The sequence below is a fragment of the Ancalomicrobiaceae bacterium S20 genome (assembly GCA_040269895.1).
Taxonomy (GTDB): Bacteria; Pseudomonadota; Alphaproteobacteria; order Rhizobiales; family Ancalomicrobiaceae; genus Methyloraptor; species Methyloraptor flagellatus.
Window position 1 is genome coordinate 1903756 of sequence record CP158568.1, and the last position, 22760, is coordinate 1926515.

Below are 22760 nucleotides of genomic sequence, written 5' to 3' on the forward strand. Positions count from 1 at the left end.
GCCCTCCGGCGGCGCGACCTCGGCGCCCGACCTCGGCGCCCGACCTCGACGCCCCGACAAGGGGGCGTCGACCCGGCCGCACCGGACCCGCGCCACAGAAGTCTGCGAATTAAAGTACATTTTCGGGGGAAACCGCCATGCTCCGCATACTCGACCGGCTCGAGGAGGTGCTGATCGCCTTCCTCATAGCGGCCGCGACAATCGTGATCTTTGTCGCCGTGGTCCATCGCTACAGCCTCGGCTTCACCGCCTCGATGATCACCAGGGGCGAGGCCTGGGGCCTGCCCGTCGTCTCGAACGGCGCGCTGGCGACCTACACGTGGCTCTCCGACATCTCGATGACCTGGGCGCAGGAACTGTGCATCTACATGTTCGTGTGGATGGCGAAGTTCGGCGCCGCCTACGGCGTGCGCACCGGCATCCATGTCGGCGTCGACGTGCTGATCAACACTCTGTCGCCGAAGAACCGCGCCGTGTTCGTGCTGATCGGCCTCTTCGCAGGCGCACTGTTCACCGGGATCATCGGCACGCTCGGCGCGCGCTTCGTGTTCGAGATGGCGCACACCGAACAGACCTCGGCCGATCTCGAAGTGCCGATGTGGCTCGTCTACCTGTGCGTGCCGCTCGGCTCGTATCTGATGAGCTTCCGCTTCCTGCAGGTCGCCTGGACCTTCCACAAGACCGGCGAGCTGCCGCACCACGACCACGGCAAGGTCGAGGGGCTCGAGACCGAGACTGCCGCGCCGATCGGGGGGACGCGCTGATGACCGCACTCATCATCTTCGGCCTTCTGGTCATCCTGATGCTGACCGGCATGCCGATCTCGATCGCGCTCGGCCTGACGGTGCTGACGTTCCTCGTCACGATGACGACCGTCCCGATCGAGGCGGTGGCGCTCAAGCTGTTCACCGGCATCGAGAAGTTTGAGATCATGGCGATCCCGTTCTTCATCCTGGCCGGCAACTTCCTGACCCACGGCGGCGTCGCACGGCGCATGATCCGGTTCGCGACCTCGATGGTCGGGCATTGGCACGGCGGCCTCGGCCTGGCCGGCGTGCTCGCCTGCGCGCTGTTCGCCGCCGTGTCGGGCTCGTCGCCGGCGACGGTGGTCGCGATCGGCTCGATCATCCTGCCGGCCATGGTCGCGCAGGGCTTCCCCAAGCGGTTCGGCGCCGGCGTGATCACGACCTCGGGCGCGCTCGGCATCCTGATCCCGCCCTCGATCGTGATGGTCATGTATTCGGTCGCGACCTCCGGCATGGTGGTCCAGGGACCGAACGGCCAACCGGTAATGTCCGCCTCGGTCGGTCAGCTGTTCATGGCCGGCGTGGTGCCGGGCCTCGTGCTCGCGACGCTGCTCGGCGTGACGACCTGGTATCGCGCCTGGAAGTTCGGCTACCCGCGCCTGCCGCGCGCGACCTGGGCCGAGCGGCTGAAGGCGCTCGGCGAGAGCTTCTGGGGTCTGGCGCTGATCGTCATCGTGATCGGCGGCATCTACTCGGGCGCCTTCACGCCCACGGAAGCGGCGGCGATGAGCGCGGTCTACGCCTTCATCATCGCGGTGTTCGTCTACAAGGACATGCGGCTGGCGCAGGTCGGCAAGGTGCTGCTCGACAGCGCCTCGATGTCGGCGATGCTGCTCTACATCATCACCAATGCCGTGCTGTTCTCGTTCCTCATGACGAGCGAGCACATCCCGCAGACCATGGCGGCCTGGATGGTCGACCAGGGGCTCGGCTGGATCACGTTCCTCTTGTTCGTGAACATCCTGCTCCTGCTCGCCGGCAATGTGATGGAGCCGTCCTCGATCGTGCTGATCATGGCGCCGATCCTGTTCCCGGTCGCCGTCAAGCTCGGCATCGACCCGGTGCACTTCGGCATCCTGATCGTGGTCAACATGGAGGTCGGCATGTGCCACCCGCCGGTCGGCCTCAATCTCTATGTCGCGAGCGGCATCACCAAGATGGGCATCACCGAACTGACCGTCGCGGTCTGGCCATGGCTCCTGACCATGCTCGGCTTCCTGGCGGTCGTGACCTACTGGCCGTTCCTGTCCCTGGGTCTGCCGCGGGCGCTGGGCATGTAAGTGAAAGTCGGGAGCTCGTGGCTTGACGCCACGGCTCCCGACGCCATCTTGGCCGCCATGACCATGAACCACCCTCCCCGCACCATCTCCGCCGTCCTGATCTGCGCCCATGGCGACGGCGGCGATGCGCAGCGCAATGCGGCGATCCGCGCCGTCGCCGAGCGCGTCGCCAAGCGGATCGATCTGCCGGTCGCCTGGGCCGTCATCAAGCAGCCCGAGACCTTTGCGGCCGCGCATGCCGCCCTCGGCGCGGCGGCGCAAGGCACGGTCGCGATCTATCCGTTCTTCATGGCGGAGGGCTATTTCGTCCGGGTGAAGCTGCCGAAACTGCTCGCCGAGGCCGGGTTCGCCGACACGATCCGGCTCGGCTGCTTCGGGCTCGATCCGGATCTGGTCGACATCGTCGAGCATCGGCTGCGCTCGCTCGCCTCCATGATGGGCGGCCGCGAACCGCAGGATTGCCGGATCGCGATGATCGCCCACGGATCGGGCTCGGGCGAGACCGCGTCCAGAACCGCAGCGGAAGCGGTGGTCGCAACGCTCGCGAGCCGCGACCTCGGACCGATCGGGCTCGGTTTCATCGAGGAGGCGCCGTTCTTCGACGATGTCATTCACGACCTGCGCCCCGAGATCGTGCTCGGCTTCTTCGTCTCGGAGGGCACGCACGCGCTCGACGACGTCAAGACGCTCGTCGATGCGACGCCATCCGTCGTTCACCACATCACCGCGATCGGCACCGATTTCACCGCCGCGGACCTGATCGCCAAGCGCATTGAAGCTTGCGTTTCGGGCGAAATCGCCTAATCCGTTTCCGCCATGACCGACATCGCGACCTCCGAGGCGCCCCCGAGCGGGCCGGCGCCGAAAATCTCTTTCGTCAGCCTCGGCTGCCCCAAGGCGCTCGTCGACAGCGAGCGTATCATCACGCAGCTTCGGGCCGAAGGCTACGAGCTGACCAAGAGCCATGGCGGCGCCGACGTCGTCATCGTCAACACATGCGGCTTCCTCGACAGCGCCAAGGCGGAAAGCCTCGACGCGATCGGCAAGGCGATGGGCGAGAACGGCAAGGTCATCGTGACCGGCTGCATGGGCGCCGAGCCCGGCCCGATCATCGAGCGCTTCCCGAACGTGCTGGCGATCACCGGCCCGCAGGCCTACGAGAGCGTGGTCGGCGCGGTGCACGAGGCGGTGCCGCCGGCGCACGATCCGTTCGTCGACCTGATCCCGCCGCAGGGCGTCAAGCTGACGCCGCGCCATTACGCCTATCTGAAGATCTCCGAGGGCTGCAACAACCGCTGCACCTTCTGCATCATTCCGAAACTGCGCGGCGATCTCGTCTCGCGCCCGGCGGCGGATGTGCTGCGCGAAGCTGAAAAGCTGGTCAAGGCCGGCGTCAAGGAGATCCTGGTCATCAGCCAGGACACCTCCGCCTACGGCGTCGACCTCAAGTATGCGACCTCGCCCTGGAAGGACCGCGAGGTCAGAGCAAAATTCCTGGACCTGTCGCGCGAGCTCGGCGAGCTCGGCGTCTGGATCCGGATGCACTACGTCTACCCGTATCCGCACGTCGACGAGGTGATCCCGTTGATGAGCGAGGGCAAGATCCTGCCCTACCTCGACATCCCGTTCCAGCATGCGTCGCCGACGGTCCTGAAGGCGATGCGCCGGCCCGCGGCGCAGGAGAAGCAGCTCGAGCGGATCCAGAAGTGGCGCGAGATCTGCCCCGATCTCGCGATCCGCTCGACCTTCATCGTCGGCTTCCCCGGCGAGACCGAAGAGGACGTCGACTTCCTGGTCGACTGGCTCGGCGAGGCCAAGCTCGATCGCGTCGGCTGCTTCAAATACGAGGCGGTCGCGGGCGCGCCGGCCAACGAGATCGCCGGCGCCGTGCCGGAGGAGGTCAAGGAGGCGCGCTGGCACAGGTTCATGGCGGCGCAGCAGAAGGTCGCCGAGCGCGTCCAGAAGGCGCGCGTCGGCCGCCGCGTCCAGGTGATCATCGACGAGCCGGGCCCGACGGTGTCGAAGGGCCGCACCAAGTGGGACGCGCCGGAGATCGACGGCACGACCTATGTCGCGAGCCGCCGGCCGCTCCGGGCCGGCGAGATCGTCACCGTGAAGATCGAACGCGCCGACGCCTACGACCTGCACGGCGTCGCGGTCGGCTGACGGCGACGCGCATCGGCCTTGCATGTTCTGGAAGTGTCCGAGGACCGCTGCCCTCGGATCGCGCAGCCACCGTCCTTTGTACGGACGCTTGCGCCAGATGTTTGCGCCAGATGTTTGCGATTGCGCAGCCATGCCGGCGAAACCCGCGCCGCCGCGACGCTTTGGGCGTTGCCGCGGCAGGGCGGCTGGTCTAGGCAGATCCTCGGACGGAATACCGGCTCGAGGCGGGGTCGGATCGGAGGCGAGCCCTCCGACGGCCGCGCCGCGTTCCATCGGCCGTCGACCGATCGGACCGCCTGCCGGCGACACAACGAGGAGCTCTTCCTATGGCGAACGACACTTCCGCCGCGGTTGCGACCGCTGACGCCCCGGCCTCGCGCTCGAATGGCCTGCTGATTCCGGTCGTCCTGGCCGTCGTTGCGGCGCTGATCTGGGGGGTGGTCACGATCGGCTATCCGCTCGTGATCGTGCTCGCACTGATCGCCACCGCGACCATGCTGATCGGCATCGTGGTGGTCACCGCCACCGGGTTGTGAGGCAGGCCGCGGGTTTGCGATCCGCGGCCAGTATCCCGCCCGCGCCGAACAACCTCGGCGCGGGGCGGCATCGGACGAGACTGGTCCTTACGGGATCAGCACCATCGTGCCCGTGGTCTTGCGCGCTTCCAGGTCGATATGGGCCTGAGCGGCGTCCTTCAGGGCGTAGCGGCGGGCGACCGGGATCTTCACCGCGCCGGAACGGACGACGTCGAACAAGCCGGACGAGGCCGCCTCGAGGTCGGTGCGTTTGGCGATGTAGGTGAACAGCGTCGGCCGGGTCGCGAACAGCGAGCCCTTCTGCGACAGGAGCGCCATCTGGAACGGCGGCACCGGGCCCGATGCGCTGCCGAAGGAGCAGAACAGGCCGAGCGGCTTCAGGACGTCGAGCGAGGCCGGGAACGTGTCCTTGCCGATCGAGTCATAGACCACGTCGACCCCGGCGCCGCCGGTGATGTCCTTCACCGCCGCAACGAAGTCCTGCGAGCGGTAGTCGATCACGTGATCGTAGCCGTGACTCTTGGCGAGCGCGCATTTCTCCGGGCCGCCGGCGGTGCCGATCACGGTGGCGCCGAGATGCTTCGCCCATTGGCCGGCGATCAGGCCGACGCCACCGGCCGCGGCGTGGAACAGGATCGTCGTGCCGGGGCCGACCTTGTAGGTGCGATTGAGCAGATACTGCACCGTCATGCCTTTCAGCATCATGCCGGCCGCCTCGTCGTCCGGGACAGCGTCCGGCACGCGCACCAGGCGGTCGGCCGGCACGTTGCGCTCGGTCACGTAGGAGCCCGGGCCGACCACGTAGGCGACGCGGTCGCCGGGCTGGACGGTCGTCACGCCGTCGCCGACCGCGACCACCACGCCCGCCCCTTCGCTGCCCGGCACGAGCGGCAGCCCGTTCGGCGCCGGATAGAGGCCGGTGCGGAAATAGACATCGAGGAAGTTCAGGCCGATCGCGGCATGACGCACGCGCGCCTCGCCCGGACCGGGCTCGGGCAGATCGAAGCTCTCGTAGCGCAGGACCTCCGGTCCGCCGGTCTCGTGTACCCTGATGCCCTGAACCAAGCCCATGACGTCCTCCCTCGTGCATTGCGCATTTTCAGTGCCGTGCGGCGGTCATGACGGCGCCGGCGCGGTTGCCGTGAAGATGGCGCCGGCCTCCGAGCACGGCAAGCGCATAGGTGCCGCGCTCGAATTAAGCGTGCCGCGATGTCATCGGGGCCTGTGCGGGGCTTGCGAACCCCTGTGCCCCGCATGCTAGCCTCTCGCTATCGTTCGACCGACGGCGCCGCCCCTTCCTCGCGAGTCGCCCCCGCGCGCTCACTTCCGAGCGTCCGCCGCCGCGCCGCCTTCCCTCCCGCGCCCGGCCGGCCCTCGGCCCGGCGCCGAACGACGAAATGGTTCGACAGATGCCGACGTCCGGCTCCGCGCTTCCCGGCTCCACAATGCCCGGCTCTCCCCTGCCCGGCCCCTCCTCGCGGGCTCCGGCCCCGACCTTCTCCGATCTCTTCATGCCGAAGCTCGTCAGCTCGCTCCGCGAGGGCTACAGCTTCAATCGCTTCGTCGCCGACACGGTCGCGGGCCTGACCGTCGCCATCGTCGCGCTGCCGCTCGCGATGGGCATCGCGATCGCCTCCGGCGCGACGCCGGACAAGGGCCTGTTCACGGCGATCGTCGCCGGCTTCATCATCTCGGCCTTCGGCGGCAGCCGGTTCCAGATCGGCGGGCCGACGGCGGCCTTCATCGTGGTCGTCTACCGGATCATGGAGCATCACGGCTACGCGGGCCTGGCGCTCGCTACGCTGCTCGCGGGCTTCATCCTCGTCGCGGTCGGGTTCCTCAGGCTCGGAACCTACATCAAATACATCCCCTATCCGGTCACGATCGGCTTCACCGCCGGCATCGGCATCACGATCTTCGTCAGCCAGGTCGCCGATCTGTTCGGCCTGGAGGCCGGCAAGCTGCCCGGCGACTTCATTCCGAAGGTCGAGGCGTTGATCAAGGCCTTGCCGACGGTGAACCCGGAAGCGCTGGTGCTGTCGGCCTTCTCGATCGCCATCATTCTGGTCCTGCGCCGCCACCGGCCGAAATGGCCGGGCTTCCTGATCGCGGTCGTCGCCGCCTCGGCGGTCGTCACGCTGTTTCATCTGCCGGTCGTGACGATCGGCTCCAAGTTCGGCGGCATTCCGCGCGTGCCTCCGTCGCCGGCGCTGCCGGCCTTCTCGCTCGAGATGGTGCAGGCGGTCCTTCCGGACGCGATCACGATCGCGGTGCTCGCCGGCATCGAATCGCTGCTCTCGGCCGTGGTCGCCGACGGCATGACCGGGAGGCGGCACCGGTCGAACTGCGAACTGGTCGCGCAGGGGCTCGCCAACATCGTGTCGCCGCTGTTCGGCGGCCTGCCGGCGACCGGCGCTATCGCCCGCACCGCGACCAATATCCGCTCCGGCTCGACCGGCCCGATCTCGGGCATCCTGCACGCGGTGTTCCTGCTCGCCTTCATGCTGGTCGCCGCCCCGCTCGCCTCCTACGTGCCGCTCGCCGTGCTCGCCGCGATCCTGGCGATCGTCGCCTGGAACATGAGCGAGGTGCATGTCGTGATGCGCCTGCTCGAGAATTCCAGCTGGGGCGACCGGACGGTGCTGCTCGCCACCATGGGTCTGACGGTGTTCTACGACCTCACGGTCGGCATCGAGGTCGGCGTGGTTCTGTCGGCGATTCTGTTCATGCACCACATGGCCGAGGCGGTGGCGATCGAGCGTACCGTCGCCGGACCGCTGGTCGAGGGCGACCGCAAGGACGACCGCTCGCGGCCCTACGATCCGACGCTCGCGACCGACCGCGACACGGTGGTCTACCGGATCAACGGGCCGTTCTTCTTCGGCGCGGCCAACCAGCTCGCGGTGACGCTCGACCGGATCGGCACGCGGCCGAAGCGGCTGATCCTCGACTTCGCCGGCGTGCCGCTGGTCGATTCGACCGGCGCGGCGGCGCTGAAGGGCGTCATCGACGATGCAGCGAAGAAGGGCACCACGGTGGTGCTGGCCGCGACCTCGCGGCCGGTGCGGCGCTCGCTGGTGCGCTTCGGCATCAAGCGGCCACATGTGGCGGTCACGACGGCGCCGAGCGTCGAGGACGCGCTCGGCGGCAAGGTGTCGGAGACGCTGGCGGAGTGACCGGCACGCCGCCCGCTGGCAGCACGACCAGTCGCGGTCGATATTCCACCACATCGACAAAGGGGTGCGGCCAACGCCGCACCCTTTTTTCATGTCCGCGCGGGCAAGAACCGGCGGCGCGGTCCGACATTCATTCAACCCGCTCGAGGCGATGCGCGGGGCTCAATGCCCCCTGCGGGCCTTCTCGCGCTTGGCCTTGGCCATCACGTTCAGCGCCTCGACGCCGGCGGCGAAGGCCATGGCCGAGTAGATGTAGCCGCGCGGGATATGGAAGCCGAGGCCGTCGGCGACCAGCGCCACGCCGATCAGCATCAGGAAGGCGAGCGCCAGCACCTTGGTGGTCGGGTGGCGCTCGATGAAGGCCGAGACCGGGCCGGAGGCGACATACATGACGCCGACGGCGATGATCACCGCGGCGATCATGATCGGCACATGCTGGGCGAGGCCGACGGCGGTGATGATGCTGTCGAGCGAGAAGACGATGTCGATGACGATGATCTGGCCGACGACGGCGCTGAAGGCGGTCTTCACCGCCGCCTTGTATTCGACGCCCGGCTCCTCCTCGATCTCCTCATGGATATGGCCGACCGCCTTGTAGATCAGGAAGCCGCCGCCGAGGATCAGGATGATGTCCTTGATCGACAGATCGAAGCCCTGGACGCTGACGATCGGATCCTTGAGACCGACGATCCAGGAGATGAAGAACAGGAGCACGATCCGGAAGCCGAGCGCCAGGAGCAGGCCGAGCTGGCGCGCGCGCTTCGCCTCGGCCGCCGGCAGATGGCCGGTCGCGACCGACAGGAACACGACGTTATCGATGCCGAGCACGATTTCGAGCACAGTCAGGGTGAGAAGGCTCGCCCAGGCCTGCGGGTCGGTCAGAAGTTCGATCACGTGGCGGGGTCCGTCGCTCGTTGTTCGGAAGGGTGCGTCCCACCCAAGCCCGACAAGGCTCTGACGGTCAAGCGTGGACAGGCACTTTGCCGCCGCGGACGGTCGCTCCGCGCTTCAACCGAGCGATCCGGCGCGCGCTCTTCATGTTGACGTCAAAGATGAAGCAGCCGCGCACCGACCGGCGAGGCGGCGATGAGGCCGAGGCCCCAGGCGATCAGGGCGACGCCGATGACGCGGCTGACCCAGGGATTGAGCGTCGCCTTCTCCAGCCCCATGACGAGGCCGAGCACGGCGATCCAGACGACATTCATGACGCCGACCGCGAACATGACGGCCATCAGCGCCCAGCAGCAGCCGAGGCAGTTCAGCCCCTGCTCGAGGCCGAGCCGGTAGACCTGCGCGGTCTCGCTCGACCAGCGCACGGCGAAGAACGACGCCGGCAGGCGGCAGCGCGTCAGGCAGGCCTGCTTCAGCGGCGTGAACTGGTAGACGCCGGCGGCGAGGAGCGTGGTGGCGCCGAGCACCAGCGTCATCGGCCCCATGGCGGCGTTGAAGGCGCGCAGCGCCGTGAGACCCGCCTGCGCGCCCGTCGCGACGATCGCGAAGCCGAGCCAGACGGTCAGATAGCCGGCGGCCGGCACCAGCACCGAGACCGGCCGCTCGCCGGCCGCAATGGCGATCTCGGCGCGGCCGGCATAGGCGGCGAGCATCGGCGCGGCGGTCGGCAGCATCATCGCCAGCACCATGGTCACCCACATGGCAAAGACACTGGCCACATCGCCGAGGCTCCAGGCAGCGCCGGGCGCCGGCGCGCAAAGCACCGCAAGTCCCGCACGCACACTCTCCGGAATCTCAGTCAAGCCATTGAAATAATTGAAGAGCTCCATGCCCGGCCCGAGCGCCGCCATGTCGGTCGCGGCGAGCATGGCGGCGATCATCGCCGCGAGCCAGGCCCAGCCGATCGCAGCGCCGACGAAGACGGTCGCCAGCATCAGACCGCGCGGATGCCGGGCCAGGAAGGCGAGGCCGCGGTCGGGCGCAGGCAGCATCGGCGGCGGGGCGACGTGATCGGTCATGGGTCTCGGGGAGCGATGCAAGGGGCGGAGGTCAGTGCAAGGGGCGGCACCGCGACGGCGATGATCGGGCATCGACGGCGATCGCCACCGGCGCGGACCCCATTCTATAGCCGATCCGATCGCCCGCGCGTATGCGCGAGATCAACGTCAGCCCATTGGATCGGACTAGGATCGGCAACCGTTCGGGGTGGGTCGACCGCCCTTGTCGGCATTGGCGAGGGCTCGGCTTTTGCCGGCACGGGGGCTGCCCGCCGCACCGAACGGGTCTATATGCAGCGCGTGTCGCCGCTCGTGGCAGCGCCGGCCAACCGAGGACTTATGCGATGACCGCGATCGAGCCCAGCCGTTCGGACACCCATTCGAACCCGGCACCCGCCGCCTTCGACGTCGCCGTGGTCGGCGCCGGCCCCTCCGGGCTGATGGCGGCGTTGCTGGTCGCCGGGCTCGGCTTCGAGACCGCGCTGATCGCGCCCGAATCGCGCCCCGACGACACGCGCACGACGGCGTTGCTCGGTGGCTCGGTGAAGCTGCTTTCGAGCGCATGGGCCTCTGGGAGGCGCTCGCCGCGCGCGGCCAGCCGCTCGAAGTCATGCGGCTCGTCGACGACACCGGCCGGTTGATCCGCGCGCCGGAGGCGGTGTTCCGCGCGCCGGAGATCGGCATCGGCACCTTCGGCTCCAACATCACCAATCGCGACATCACCGAAGTGCTCGACGCCCGCGCGGCGGCCGAACCGAAACTGACCCGCATCCTCGGCGCGGTCACCGACGTGCGGACGCGCGAGACCGGCATCGATCTCACCCTCGACGACGGCCGCACGATCGCCGCCGCGGTCGCGGTCGCCGCCGACGGGCGCCGGTCGAAGCTGCGCGAGGCGGCCGGCATCGAGGTCTCGACCTGGAGCTATCCGCAGTCGGCACTCGTGCTCAACATGCGCCACACCGCTGAACACAATGATGTTTCGACGGAATTTCATACCCGCAGCGGGCCGTTCGTGCTGGTGCCGCTGCCGGGCAAGCGCACCTCGATCGTGCTGGTCGAAAAGCCGGAGGTCGCCGAGCGGCTCAACGCGATGAACGACGCCGATCTGGCGATCGAGCTCGAACGCCGCTCGCATTCGATTCTCGGCCGCATCGAGATCGAGAGCGAGCGCCAGCTGTGGCCGCTGTCGGGCATGACAGCCAAGCGCGTCGCGGCCAAACGCGTGTTCCTGGTCGGCGAGACCGCGCATGTGTTCCCGCCGATCGGCGCGCAGGGGCTGAACCTGTCGGCGCGCGACGTCGCGGCGCTCGGCGAGGTGCTGGCGCGGGCGCGCCGTGAGGGGCGCGACCTCGGCTCGGCCGGCACGATGGACGCCTACGAGCGCGCCCGGCGCATCGACGTCGAGACACGCACGCGCGGCGTCGACATGGCCGACCGGCTGCTGCTCTCCGACGCGCTGCCGGCGCAGGTCGTCCGCAGCCTCGGCTTCTGGGCGATCAACCGCTTCGCGCCGCTGCGCCATCTCGTCATGCGCGAGGGCCTGATGCCGAGCTTCGCCGCGCCGCGCATGATGCGCGGGCTCAAGGTCGGGTGAGCAAGTCCGGCCGCGCCTGCACCACTCAGTGCCCGCCGCCGAGCGGGATCATGCCGTGTGAGATCCAGTAGAGCACGGTCGTCAGCGTCACCACCGAGACGACCGTGCCGACCAGAACGATCGAGGACGCGCGCTCGACATAGACGTCGTATTGCTGGGCAATCACGAAGACATTGAGCGCCGGCGGCAGGCTCGCCATCAGAAGCGCGGTCGTGACCCAGACCGGATCGAAGCCGCCGATGCCCTGCAGCACCGCGAAGACCAAGAGCGGGTGCGCGACGAGCTTGATCAGGAGCACGAAGGGGATCTCGTGCGGGATGCGCTTCAAGGGCCGGAGCGCGACCGTGACGCCCATGGTGAACAGCGCGCAGGGCGCGGCGGCGCCCATCAACGCGTTCAGCATCTTCTCGATCGCGACCGGCGGCTGAAACCTCAACGCTGCTGCCGCGACGCCCAGGATCGTGGCGATGATGAACGGGTGCAGGAAGATCCGCTTCAGGATGATCCACACGGTCGCGAGCGGCGACTGCTTGCCGTGTGCCATCGCCATCAGCAGCGGCGCCAGCGTGAACAAGAGCGCGCTGTCGAAGCAGAAGATCAGCGCGGTCGGCACCGTCGCCTGCGGGCCGATCGCGGCGAGCGTCAGGCCCGGGCCCATATAGCCGACGTTGGAATAGGCGCCCGCGACGCCGACGATGGTCGCCTCGTCGAGCCGGCGCGTGACGACGAAGCCGATCGCCAGCGCCGCACAGAAGGCCGCGAAGGTCGACAGCGTCGTCACCAGAATGAAGCGGCCATTGGCGAGTTCGTCGATCGGCGTCTTGGCGAGGAGCTGGAAGAACAGGGCCGGCAGCGCGACATAGACGATGAAGAAGCCGAGCCAGGCGAGACCGTCGGCCGGCAACTGGCGGATCTTGCCGCAGACGAATCCGATGAAGATCAGGCCGAAGAACGGCATCGCCAGCCCGATCACCTGCTCCATCGCCTCGTCTCCCGCTTCGAATGGACCGCCGTCGCGGCGACACGTCCCCTGCCCGCGCGCAGTTTCGCCGCTCCTCGCCGCGACGCGCGTTGCCCGAGGCGCCGCGCTCCGGTAGGTACGCAGGCCAAGGGGCCGGTCTCGGCCGTAGCGGCTCGACCGGAGGTGGTCAACGCCGCACCCCGCATGGGAGCTTCACGAAGGCCGCCCACAGGGTCCACGTCATGGACCGGGCGGCCACGCGCGATCCGGCAGACATGACGATCGACACTGAATCCGCTCACCCCACGCCCGAGACCGCCAGCTCCGGCACCGACGGCCCGGCCCGCGCGCGCCCTGCGGCATCCGGCCCGGTCGTGTCCGGTGGTTCGTCGGCCGATCGGCCGATCCGGTTCTCGCACCGGTTGGAGGCGGCGGGTCTGCGGCTCGCGACAGGACTGATGCGGCTGTTGCCGCTCGATGCGGCGTCCTGGTTCATGGGCACCTGCTGGCGCCTCGTCGCGCCGCTGACCCGGCGCCAGCGGCGCGTCGAGGCGCATCTGGCGCTGGCCTTCCCGGAGAAGAGCGCCGACGAGCGCCGCGCCATCGCGCTGGCGCAATGGGAGAACCTCGGCCGTACCTTCGTCGAGGCCCTGATGCTCGACCGGATCGCCGCCGATCCGAGCCGCATCGCCCTGCCCCCGGCGGTGGTCGACGGCCGTCCGCTCACAGATTTCGCCGCCAACGGCCTCGTGCTCGTGTCGCTGCATGCCGGCAACTGGGAGCTCGCGACGCTCGCGGCGATGCGCATGGGCCTGTCGCCGGCCGGTGTCTACCGGCCGCTATCGAACCCGCTGTCGGAGGCCGTACTCAGGCGCGAGCGCGAACCTTATTATCCGGGCGGGCTCTTTTCGCGCCGGGAGGGCTCCGCCCTGGCGCGGCGGATCATCCAAAGGACGCGCGCGGGCGGCGCGACCGCGATCGTCGCCGATCTGCGCGAGGCCGGCGGCGTGACCGTCAGATTCTTCGGCCACCCGGCCTCGGCGACGCCGTTTCCCGCCATGATCGCGCGCACCACCGGCGTACCCGTGCTCGCGGGTCGGGTGATCCGCACCGGGGGGGCACGATTCCGGGTCGAGATCGAGCCCGTGCCGATCCCGCACACGCCCGACAAGGCGGCCGACATCCAGGCCGGCACGCAAGCGATCCACGACCTGTTCGAGCGCTGGATCCGTGAGCGGCCCGAACAATGGTTCTGGCCGCATCCGAAGTGGACCCCCTGAGCGGTCGGCCCGAGCACGGTAACCCCGCCGCCTCTGCCATGTCGTCGCATCGACGAAGGGACGTCTTGCCGAGGCCGGCTCCGGCTGGTTCAACCGCGGGAACGGCCGCGCGACGCGGCGACGCCTTCGGAGGAACAGAGCCCCATGAAGTCCCCGCGCGCCTTCTTCAAGCCGCTCGCCATCGGCGCTCCCGAGCCCTACCGCGACCTGCCGGTCCGGCTCGAGCGCATGATCCACTTCGTGCCGCCGCACAACGACAAGGTCCGCGCGAAGGTCGGCGAACTCGCCGCCAAGGTCGACGTCGTGCTCGGCAACCTCGAAGACGCGGTGCCGGCCGACCAGAAGCTCAACGCGCGCCGCGGCTTCATCGAGATGGCGAAGACCGTCGACTTCGGCTCGACGGGCCTGTGGACCCGCATCAACTGCCTGAACTCGCCCTGGGTGCTCGACGACATCACCGAGATCGTCGCGGAGGTCGGCGACAAGCTCGACGTGATCATGCTGCCGAAGGTCGAGGGGCCGTGGGATGTCCATTATCTCGACCAGCTGCTCGCCCAGCTCGAGGCGCGGCACGGGGTCAAGAAGCCGATCCTGATCCACGCGATCCTGGAGACGGCGGAGGGCGTCAAGAACGTCGACCAGATCGCCGCCGCCTCGCCGCGCATGCACGGCATGAGCCTCGGCCCGGCCGATCTCGCGGCCTCGCGCGGCATGAAGACGACGCGCGTCGGCGGCGGCCATCCGGACTACGCCGTGCTGGCGGACGCGGCCGGCGACGCGCCGCGTGCCGCCTTCCAGCAGGATCTCTGGCACTATACGGTCGCCAAGATGGTCGACGCGTGCCAGTCGGTCGGCATCAAGGCCTTCTACGGCCCGTTCGGCGACTTCTCGGACGCCGCCGCCTGCGAGGCGCAGTTCCGCAACGCCTTCCTGATGGGCTGCCTCGGCGCTTGGTCGCTGCATCCGACCCAGATCGACATCGCCAAGCGCGTGTTCTCGCCGGATCCGAACGAGGTCGCCTTCGCCAAGAAGATCCTCGATGCCATGCCCGACGGCACCGGCGCGGTGATGATCGACGGCAAGATGCAGGACGATGCGACCTGGAAACAGGCCAAGGTCATCGTCGATCTCGCCAAGCTGGTCGCGAGCAAGGATCCGGACCTGGCGGCCAAATACGGCTTCTGATCGGCCGCGCGGCGCTCTGCCGCGCCTCCATAACAGACCCAATATTTCAGCCGTTCGCGGGCGGAAGCCAGCGAACGGCAGGATTTCGCACCGCGGTGCCGCGCTTGACAGGCCGCGCGGACCATGCATCTACGGAACAAATGAGTGATGTTCCGTTGTCCCGTGATGCTATGCCCCAAGCTCGAACGGCGAAATTCAGGATCGGGGAAGTCGTCCGCCACCGGCTGTATCCCTTCCGGGGCGTGGTGTTCGACGTCGACCCGGTGTTCAACAATACCGAGGAATGGTGGCTCTCGATTCCGGAAGACATCCGGCCGGACAAGAACCAGCCCTTCTACCATCTCTATGCCGAGAACGCCGAGAACGAGTACGTCGCCTACGTCTCGGAACAGAATCTCGTTCCCGACACATCGGGGGAGCCGCTGCGCCACCCGCAGGTCGAGGCGAGCTTCGTCGAGGACGACGACGGCAATCTCGTCGCGCGCGACCAGTCGCTGAACTGAGAGACGCCAGCGGGACGGTCGAGGTCTGCCATCGCGGATCCGGCAAGCCGGTCGCACCGTGCCGCTGCGCAGTCGCCGACAAACGAAAAACGCCGCGGACATCATCCGCGGCGTCGTCGTTTCAGCCAGTGACTTCGACGATCAGGGCTTCGGAGCCGCGGCGCCGTTGTTGAGCTTCTGGCGGGCCTCTTCGGCGCGCTTCTGCAGTTCCTGCTGGAGCTGGTCCTGGCTCTCCTGCTTGGCGGTCGGGTCGATGCCCTCGCTCTCCTGCGCGGCCTTGAAGCCGACGAGCTGGAAGCCGAGCGGCAGCGGCTTGCCCTGATAGTTGAGCGCGGTGACCTTGAGCGCCTGGCCCTTCTTCATCGTCGCGATGAACTGGTCGGTGACCGTCATCTCGGCGTAGCAGGCGTTCGGGAAGCAGATCGTGTACTTGGCCTCTTCCTGCTTGCCGGTGTCGACGGCGAGACGCAGGCCCGGCTGGATCAGCACCACCGGCGGCACGGCGATCAGCACGGTCTTCTTGGCCTCGCCCTCGATGTCGCGCAACGCGACCGAGGCGATCAGCTGGCCCTGGTCGGACCGCAGTTCCTGCGCGACGAGGCAGACCTTGCGCTTCTCGGGATCGCGCGAGCAGTACTTCACCCAGGGATTCGGCTGGTCGGGCGCGAGCGTCGCCTCCGGCGCGGCGGCAGGCGCGGCCGGCTTCGCCGGGGCAGCGGGCTTCGGCTTGGCCGGGGTGGCCGGCGCCGCCTGCTGGGCGAGAGCGCCGGTCGAGAACGCGCCGGCACCGACGAGCAGCGCACCAACGAGCAGCGCGGTGTGCGTGAGGGCCACCCGAACAACCGGCCCCGCCGTGCGAACAGACTTCGAGATCATTTTTGACCAATCCCCGGAACGATTGACGGCCGCCCGACCCGGATCGGTCCGGTGTCGGCGACCGGTACGGCCGCGCCACGCGGGCCCGGACCATTCGGCTGGCGCCTCAGTGGTCTGCGATTGAGGCGACATGGTGGTATCGTCCCCGGGCGTCGGCGGCGACCGTTCCTTACAGTCTCGCGACAGGGATTTCCAGCCGCTTCGCGCAACGGATCGCAACAGATCGACGCGCCCGCGCCGGACCACAGCCGCGCCCGAGCCGTGACCCCGCCGCGGATTCGCCACGGCGAAGGTGAGAATCGCCACGTGGCGGCGTGATAGCATCGCGCGCGAGAATCAAAGCGGCGCGCCCTGACGGCGTGGTCCGACGGCGTCCCTTGAAAGGCGAACCCTGGCAGTGTTTCGATCCGTTCTCCTTCCGCACGCCCGTCCCTGCTTCACCCGGCACCTCGCGGTTGCGGCGACGGCCGCCGTCATCGCGGTCCTGCCCCTCGGCTCGGGCCCTCGCGCCGCCGAGCAGCCGGCGATCGCGATGCATGGCGAACCGCGCTATGCGGCGGACTTCAAAGCCTATTCCTATGCCGATCCGGATGCGCCCAAGGGCGGGCGCATCACCTATGGCGTGGTCGGCACGTTCGACAACGTCAACCCGTTCATCTTCAAGGGCAATTACGTCGTCGGGTTGCGCGAGGGCATCGGAGGCACCAACGTCTACGAAAGCCTGATGGACCGGAGCTTCGACGAGGCCTTCTCGCTCTACGGCCTCATCGCCGAGACGATCGACGTCGCCGACGATCATGCGAGCGTGACGTTCAAGCTCCGCTCGATCGCCCGCTTCTCCGACGGCCGGCCGATCACGCCCGAGGACGTGATCTTCTCGCTCGAGACGCTGAAGGAGAAGGGCCTCCCCTTCATGCGTCTCAACTATTCCGGCGTGACCAAGGCCGAGGCGATCGGCGCGGACCGGGTGAAGTTCACCTTCAAGGACGGCAACAACCGCGAACTGCCGCTGATCGTCGCGCTGATGCCGATCCTGCCCAAGCATGTCTGGGAAGGCCGCGACTTCGAGAAGACCACGCTGGAGACGCCGATCGGCAGCGGGCCCTATCTGGTCGACCGCATCGAGGCCGGCACGCGGCTGGTGCTGAAGCGGGATCCGAACTACTGGGCGAAGGACCTGCCGGTCCGCCGCGGCCTCTATAACTTCGACGAGATCCGCTACGAGTATTATCGCGAGCAGAACGCACTGTTCGAGGCCTTCAAGAAGGGCCTGATCGACGTGTTGCCGGAAGGCGATCCGGGCCGCTGGAGCCAGGCCTACGACTTTCCGGCCGTGCGCGACGGGCAGGTCGTCAAGGAGAGCTTCGCGACCGCGCTGCCGAAGGGCATGACCGGCTTCGTCATGAACACCCGGCGCGCACTGTTCCGGGACGTGCGCGTGCGCGAGGCGCTGGCGCGACTCTATGATTTCGAATGGGCCAACAAGAACCTGTTCTTCGGCCTCTATCGGCGTACCGGCAGCTATTTCGAAGGCTCCGAGCTCTCCTTCGCCGGCCGGCCGATCGATGCGCGCGAGACCGCCATTCTCGGCGATGCCGCGGCGAAGCTGCGCAAGGATGTCGCCGACGGCTCCTGGCGCCCGTCGCGGACCGATGGTTCAGGCCGCGACCGCGCCACGCTGAAGGCGGCGCTCGATCTGCTCGGCGCCGCCGGCTGGGTGCTCGACGGCGCCAAGCTGGTCGATGCCAAGACGCGCGAGCCGATGGTGTTCGAGATCCTGTGCGCGACGCGCGAACACGAGCGCATCGCGATCGGCTATCAGCGCACGCTCGCCTCGATCGGCATCGAGGCGCGCATCCGCACCGTCGATCCGGCGCAGTTCGAGCTTCGCCGCAAGACCTTCGACTACGACATGACGATGTGGTCGTGGGGCGCCTCGCTGTCGCCCGGCAACGAGCAGATCAATCGCTGGTCCTCGGGCGCCGCCGATCAGGAGGGTTCGCTGAACCTGCCGGGCGTCAAGGAACCGGGTGCGGACGCGGCGATCAAGGCGCTGCTTTCCGCCTCCAGCCGCGAGGATCTGGTCGCGGCCGCGCGCGCGCTCGACCGGGTGCTCATCAACGGTTTCTACGTCGTGCCGTTATTCCACGTACCGGAACAGTGGATGGCGCGCTGGACACGAATCGAGCATCCGGCCAAGACTTCCGTTTGGGGATACGTCCTGCCGGCTTGGTGGGCGAAGCCCTGACGCATCCGGTGGCGCCTCGACGGGCCATGCAGGCGGCCGCGACTTTGGAAAACACGGGCGCACCGCGGAGAGAAGCGCGGGCGCGGGGGGCGAAACGGTGATCGTTGCCACGGAAGACGACAGCCAACGGCATCTCGCCACCGGCGTCTGGGGACGCGTGGCGCTCGATCAGCTCGTCGCCAAGACCGCAACCGCCACGCCGGACCGGATCGCCGTCGCCGATTTCTCCGATCGCGCCGACTGGACCAGCGGTGCGGCGCGCACGCTGACCTATGGCGAGCTGCACCAGCGTTCGGACGCGCTCGCCGCCTTCTTCGCCGGCGTCGGCCTGTCGCCGGACATGGTGGTCGCGATCCAGATGCCGCCGACGACCGACGCGATCGCGGTGATGCTCGCCTGTTTCAAGGCCGGCCTCATCGTGCTGCCGCTGCCGCTCGCGCTGCGCGAGGCCGATGTGATCGAGGCGATCGAGGCCTCGGGCGCCAAGGCGATCGCCACCGTGGCGCAGACCGAGAACGAGTTGCACGGCGAGCGCATGCGCACCGTCGCCTCGGAGGTGTTCCAGATCCGCTTCGTGTTCGGCGCCGGCGGCGACGTGCCCGACGGGCTGATCGACCTCGAGCGCGTCTACGAGGAAGCCGCCTCGCTTGGGCCCGCGCCGGTGATCCAGCGCAAGGGCATCGCCGCCGACCATTGCGCGACGCTGTCGCTGCATCACGTGCTGCACGAGCCGGCCGCGGGCACCGAGCCGGCCGAGGCCAAGCCGCAGGCCGGCGTGCCGCTCGAGGCGGTGCCGCGCTCGCACAATCACTGGATTGCCACCGGGCTCATGACGCTGCTCGAAGCGCGGATCGAGCCGGCGGCGACGATCGTCTGCCCCTTCGCGCTGACCAGTCTCGAAGCGCTCGGCGGCGCGTTCATGCCCTGGCTGCTCGCCGGCGGCACGCTGGTGCTCGGTATGCCGCGCTCGACCGATCGCATCGCCGAGGAGGCCGCGAGCCGACAGGCGAGCCATGTGCTCGTGCCGGCATCGTTCGCGCGACGCGTGGCCGAGCGGCTCGACGCGCACAAGCATGAGGCGGCGCTGATCGTGGTCGGCCGCACCGCCGACGATCCGGCGCTGCCGCGGGGCACGCAGGCGGTCGATCTCGTGGCCCTCGGCGAGCACGGCCTGGTCGCGCGCCGCCGCAGCGATCCGGCGACCCCCGTGGCGCTGCCGATCGGCGCGATCGGTGCGCCGGCCGGCACCAGCATGGCGCCGACACTGATCGAGACGCGCATCCAGGGCCAGCCGCAGCGCGCCTCGCGGGTCGCGGCGAGCGACCTGCTCGCCGGCGAGCTGCATGTGCGCGGCGCCATGGTGCCGACCGAGGCCTGGCCGCCGCGCGCCGGCGAAGGGCCGTCGCCCGCGCAGCGAGGACGGCTTCGTCGCGACCGGCGTCACCGCCCGCGTGGTGCAGCCGCATCCGGCCGCGGCCGAACTGACCGGGCGCGTCGGCGAGATCGCCCGGATCGGCGCGGCCGATGTCGATCTCGACCAGCTCGACCGGCTGTTCATCGGCGTCGCCGGCGTGCTCGACGCGGCTGCGATCGTCGTATACGACCAGCCGGGCGGCGCGCGGATCGCGGCCGCCGTGGTACCGAAGCCCGGGGTCGCCTTCGACACTCAGGGCTACCTCGCCGCGCTGGCCGATGCCCGAATCGGCCTGCACAAGATGCCGGCCCGCGTCTACACAGTGCCGGCTATCGCGCGCGGTCCGTCCGGGCGCGTGCTGCGCGCCGGCATGGCGCAGCATCTGGCTGCCCGCGGCTGAGGCTTCGAGGTCGTCCGACGTGCGCAAGCGCCCCGGGGGCGGCGGCTCTCCCTGACATTCCATTCCTTAGACAGCTAAGCTAACGCGACTGTAAGGTTCCGTTAAGCATACGCGTGGCCAACTGAATTCCGAATTGGAGTTCCCCATCCCATGGTCGCCCGCGGTCGTGTTCTCGTCATCGAAGAGGTTCCGTCTCAAGAGACTTTCGCGCTCTGGGACGGCGTGCGCGCCGAGGGTTGGGATGTGACCGCAGCCCCGCTCGCCGCCACCGTCGATGCGGTCCGCCGCGCCGCGCCCGACGTCGTCGTGCTCAACCTGCACGGCGCCGGCGATGCGGATCGGCGCGCGCTCTACCTGCAGGCCGCGGGACGGCTCGCACTGACCCGCACGCCGCGGCGGCCGCCGATCCTGCTCGTCGGCGATGCCGGGCCGGACGAGAAGCCGCTCGGCGTCGCGGACGTGATCCGCGGCCCCTACTCCGCGCGCCACGTCGCACAGCGCATCGGCTCGCTGTCGCGGCTGTCGACCATGCAGCAGGAGATGATGCGGCGGGTGGAGACGGCCGGGCAGTACGGGGTCGTGCCGCCCGAGCTCGAGCCCTCCAACCAGTTTCACGAGCCGAAGGTGCTCGTCGTCGGCGCGGGCATCCGCTATTTCGCCATCGAGCGCACGCTCGCCCGGCGCGCGACGCTGGTCGGCGCCTTCACCGTCGATACCGCGCTCGACTATCTGGAGCGGCAGGCGTTCGACTGTGTGGTGCTCAACATGCGGGTCCAGGAGGCGGCCGAGTTCACCGCGCGGCTGCGGCGCAATGTCGATCACTTCGCGCTGCCGGTCGTCGTGCTCGCCGATCCGCGCGAGGTCGACGAGGTCGATGCCGCCTATGCGGCCGGGGCCGACGACGTCGTGTTCCACTCCGGCGAGAGCGCCATCTTCGCCGAGCGCGTCGCCACGGTGCTGAAAGAGCACCGGCTGCGCGAGAGCCTGAAGGCGGCCTATGCCCGCTCGCGCGACCGGGCGACCAATGATGCGCTGACCGGCCTGTTCGCCCGCGGCTTCCTGCTCGATCACCTGTCGCGCATGGTCGAAGCGGCGGCACACGGCGGGCGACTGTCGATCGTCGGCTTCCGGATCGCCAATATCGACGAGGTCAATCGGCAGCATGGCTATGCCGCCGGCGATCACCTGATCCGGCAGGTCGGCACGGTGATCGGCCGGTTGGTGCGCGGCGAGGATCTCGCGGCCCGGCCGGGTGGCGGCCGCTTCGTGATCGTGCTGCCGGATACCCATGTCGACGACGCGGCCGGCGTTGCCGCCCGGCTCGGCGCGGTGCTGCGCGCGACGCGCTTCGCCCTGCCCGGCGCCTCCGAGCCGGTCTCGGCCGAGGTGGTCAGCGCGGTCGCCGATCGCATCGATGGCGACGATGCCGAGAGCCTGGTCGCGCGCGTCACGCTCTGAGCGGCGACGGGTACCAATTCGACGCGAACCGCCCTACATGTCGCAGGATGTCCGCCGGCTGCGGATGCCGTACCTCCGGGCCCTGACCCCCTGGCGCGGATCCGTCGGCCGCGCGCCACCCTTCCTCCCGGCCGTCGCGGGCCGCGCCGAACCCGGATCTCGTCGGGGCGGCTCGGGCCTTCCGGTCGCCGCAACCGGAGTCCGCCCTTGGCCCTCGCCCCTGCCGCCGATCCGATCCGGATCGATATCGTCTCCGACGTGATCTGCCCCTGGTGCTTCCTCGGCAAGCGCCGGCTCGATCTGGCGCTGAAGATGGTGCCGGAGATCCCGTTCGAGATCGTGTTCCGGCCGTTCCAGCTCGACCCGACGATTCCCGACGGCGGCGTCGATCGCCGCGAACGGCTCGCCGCCAAGTTCGGCGGCATCGACCGCGTGCGCGCCACCGAGGAGCGGCTGGTCGAACTCGGCCGCGAGATCGGCGTGGCGTTCCATTGGGACGAGGTCCGGCTGTCGCCGAACACGCTCGACGCCCACCGCCTGATCCGCTGGGCGACCGAGGCGGGCGTCGGCGCGGCCATGGCCGACCGGCTGTTCGAGATGTATTTCTCCGAAGGCCGCGACATCGGCGATGCGGCCGTGCTGGTCGAGGCGGCCGGCGAGCTCGGCCTCGATACGGCGCTGGTCGCCGAACGGCTCGGCAGCGAGATCGACGCCGATTCGATCCGCGAGGAGGTCGAGGAGGCGCAGCGCATCGGCGTCACCGGCGTGCCCTGCTTCATCCTCGACCGGCGCTACGCGGTGATGGGCGCGCAGGAGGTCGAGGTGCTGGCCGACGCCTTCAAGCAGCTCGCCGAGGAAAAGCGCATCGCCCGTATCGGGTGAAGATTCGACGGACCAGCCCGGCGCGGGCTCGCGCCGGGTCGAT

The 22760-nt window shown here is 69.0% G+C and carries 20 protein-coding genes and 1 pseudogene; 16 read left to right on the top strand and 5 right to left on the bottom strand.

The annotated features are described in order from the left end of the window. Positions 1 to 137: 137 nt before the first annotated feature. The 5 genes from ABS361_08745 (at position 138) to ABS361_08765 (ending at position 4788) form a co-directional block, all read left to right on the top strand. Positions 138 to 764 (top strand): TRAP transporter small permease, encoded by a 627-nt coding sequence (locus ABS361_08745; GenBank protein XBY46289.1) that lies wholly within the window; start codon positions 138 to 140, stop codon positions 762 to 764. After that, positions 764 to 2086, top strand: coding sequence for a TRAP transporter large permease subunit (locus tag ABS361_08750; protein ID XBY46290.1), 1323 nt, complete (start codon positions 764 to 766; stop codon positions 2084 to 2086). Before ABS361_08745 ends, ABS361_08750 begins: the two co-directional genes overlap by 1 nt. Positions 2087 to 2134: 48 nt before the next feature. Continuing rightward, positions 2135 to 2890 (top strand): hypothetical protein, encoded by a 756-nt coding sequence (locus tag ABS361_08755; GenBank protein ID XBY46291.1) that lies wholly within the window; start codon positions 2135 to 2137, stop codon positions 2888 to 2890. A 12-nt stretch (positions 2891 to 2902) separates the two neighbouring features. Then, a complete protein-coding gene (rimO, locus tag ABS361_08760; protein ID XBY46292.1) occupies positions 2903 to 4252 on the top strand; it encodes a 30S ribosomal protein S12 methylthiotransferase RimO in 1350 nt (449 codons plus the stop codon). 326 nt (positions 4253 to 4578) lie between these two features. Continuing rightward, positions 4579 to 4788 (top strand): hypothetical protein, encoded by a 210-nt coding sequence (locus tag ABS361_08765; GenBank protein XBY46293.1) that lies wholly within the window; start codon positions 4579 to 4581, stop codon positions 4786 to 4788. An 87-nt stretch (positions 4789 to 4875) separates the two neighbouring features. On the opposite strand, the gene ABS361_08770 is transcribed toward ABS361_08765, so the two are convergent. Next, on the bottom strand, positions 4876 to 5853 hold the full coding sequence (locus ABS361_08770; protein ID XBY46855.1) for a quinone oxidoreductase: 978 nt from the start codon (positions 5851 to 5853) through the stop codon (positions 4876 to 4878). Between the two features lie 446 nt (positions 5854 to 6299). Here ABS361_08770 and ABS361_08775 point away from each other — a divergent pair, with 446 nt between their 5' ends. Next, on the top strand, positions 6300 to 7964 hold the full coding sequence (locus ABS361_08775; GenBank protein XBY46294.1) for a SulP family inorganic anion transporter: 1665 nt from the start codon (positions 6300 to 6302) through the stop codon (positions 7962 to 7964). 162 nt (positions 7965 to 8126) lie between these two features. Here the strand turns inward: ABS361_08775 and ABS361_08780 are convergent, their stop codons facing one another. After that, positions 8127 to 8858, bottom strand: coding sequence for a TerC family protein (locus tag ABS361_08780; protein ID XBY46295.1), 732 nt, complete (start codon positions 8856 to 8858; stop codon positions 8127 to 8129). Positions 8859 to 9010: 152 nt separating this feature from the next. Continuing rightward, the gene (locus tag ABS361_08785) at positions 9011 to 9934 is read right to left on the bottom strand and encodes a DUF2182 domain-containing protein (GenBank protein XBY46296.1); all 924 of its coding nucleotides are present in this window, start codon (positions 9932 to 9934) and stop codon (positions 9011 to 9013) included. Positions 9935 to 10257: 323 nt separating this feature from the next. Here ABS361_08785 and ABS361_08790 point away from each other — a divergent pair, with 323 nt between their 5' ends. Together ABS361_08790 and ABS361_08795 are read left to right on the top strand one after the other, a co-directional pair. Next, positions 10258 to 10554, top strand: a complete 297-nt coding sequence (locus ABS361_08790; protein XBY46297.1) for an FAD-dependent monooxygenase — start codon at positions 10258 to 10260, stop codon at positions 10552 to 10554. Next, positions 10476 to 11510 (top strand): FAD-dependent monooxygenase, encoded by a 1035-nt coding sequence (locus ABS361_08795; protein XBY46298.1) that lies wholly within the window; start codon positions 10476 to 10478, stop codon positions 11508 to 11510. The genes ABS361_08790 and ABS361_08795 overlap by 79 nt, the downstream gene beginning before the upstream one ends. A 25-nt stretch (positions 11511 to 11535) precedes the next feature. Here ABS361_08795 and ABS361_08800 read toward each other — a convergent pair whose 3' ends face one another. Continuing rightward, on the bottom strand, positions 11536 to 12492 hold the full coding sequence (locus ABS361_08800) for an AEC family transporter (GenBank protein XBY46299.1): 957 nt from the start codon (positions 12490 to 12492) through the stop codon (positions 11536 to 11538). Positions 12493 to 12581: 89 nt separating this feature from the next. Here ABS361_08800 and ABS361_08805 point away from each other — a divergent pair, with 89 nt between their 5' ends. The 3 genes from ABS361_08805 (at position 12582) to hspQ (ending at position 15439) form a co-directional block, all read left to right on the top strand. Next, positions 12582 to 13751 (top strand): lauroyl acyltransferase, encoded by a 1170-nt coding sequence (locus ABS361_08805; protein XBY46300.1) that lies wholly within the window; start codon positions 12582 to 12584, stop codon positions 13749 to 13751. A 144-nt stretch (positions 13752 to 13895) separates the two neighbouring features. Then, complete coding sequence (locus tag ABS361_08810) at positions 13896 to 14936, top strand: CoA ester lyase (GenBank protein XBY46301.1); 1041 nt, start codon at positions 13896 to 13898, stop codon at positions 14934 to 14936. A 170-nt stretch (positions 14937 to 15106) separates the two neighbouring features. After that, positions 15107 to 15439: a heat shock protein HspQ gene (gene hspQ, locus ABS361_08815; GenBank protein ID XBY46302.1), complete on the top strand. Its 333-nt coding sequence runs from the start codon at positions 15107 to 15109 to the stop codon at positions 15437 to 15439. Between the two features lie 141 nt (positions 15440 to 15580). On the opposite strand, the gene ABS361_08820 is transcribed toward hspQ, so the two are convergent. Then, a complete protein-coding gene (locus ABS361_08820; protein XBY46303.1) occupies positions 15581 to 16273 on the bottom strand; it encodes an invasion associated locus B family protein in 693 nt (230 codons plus the stop codon). 574 nt (positions 16274 to 16847) lie between these two features. Here ABS361_08820 and ABS361_08825 point away from each other — a divergent pair. The 5 genes and pseudogenes from ABS361_08825 to ABS361_08845 all read left to right on the top strand — a co-directional run bounded on the left by ABS361_08825 (position 16848) and on the right by ABS361_08845 (position 22717). Then, a complete protein-coding gene (locus ABS361_08825) occupies positions 16848 to 18563 on the top strand; it encodes an extracellular solute-binding protein (protein ID XBY46304.1) in 1716 nt (571 codons plus the stop codon). 157 nt (positions 18564 to 18720) lie between these two features. Next, a pseudogene (locus ABS361_08830) lies at positions 18721 to 19083 on the top strand (AMP-binding protein). An 823-nt stretch (positions 19084 to 19906) separates the two neighbouring features. Then, on the top strand, positions 19907 to 20377 hold the full coding sequence (locus tag ABS361_08835; protein ID XBY46856.1) for a hypothetical protein: 471 nt from the start codon (positions 19907 to 19909) through the stop codon (positions 20375 to 20377). 150 nt (positions 20378 to 20527) lie between these two features. Next, positions 20528 to 21835 (top strand): diguanylate cyclase, encoded by a 1308-nt coding sequence (locus ABS361_08840; GenBank protein XBY46305.1) that lies wholly within the window; start codon positions 20528 to 20530, stop codon positions 21833 to 21835. A 207-nt stretch (positions 21836 to 22042) separates the two neighbouring features. Further along, positions 22043 to 22717 (top strand): DsbA family oxidoreductase, encoded by a 675-nt coding sequence (locus ABS361_08845; protein ID XBY46306.1) that lies wholly within the window; start codon positions 22043 to 22045, stop codon positions 22715 to 22717. The last annotated feature ends 43 nt before the right edge of the window (positions 22718 to 22760 follow it).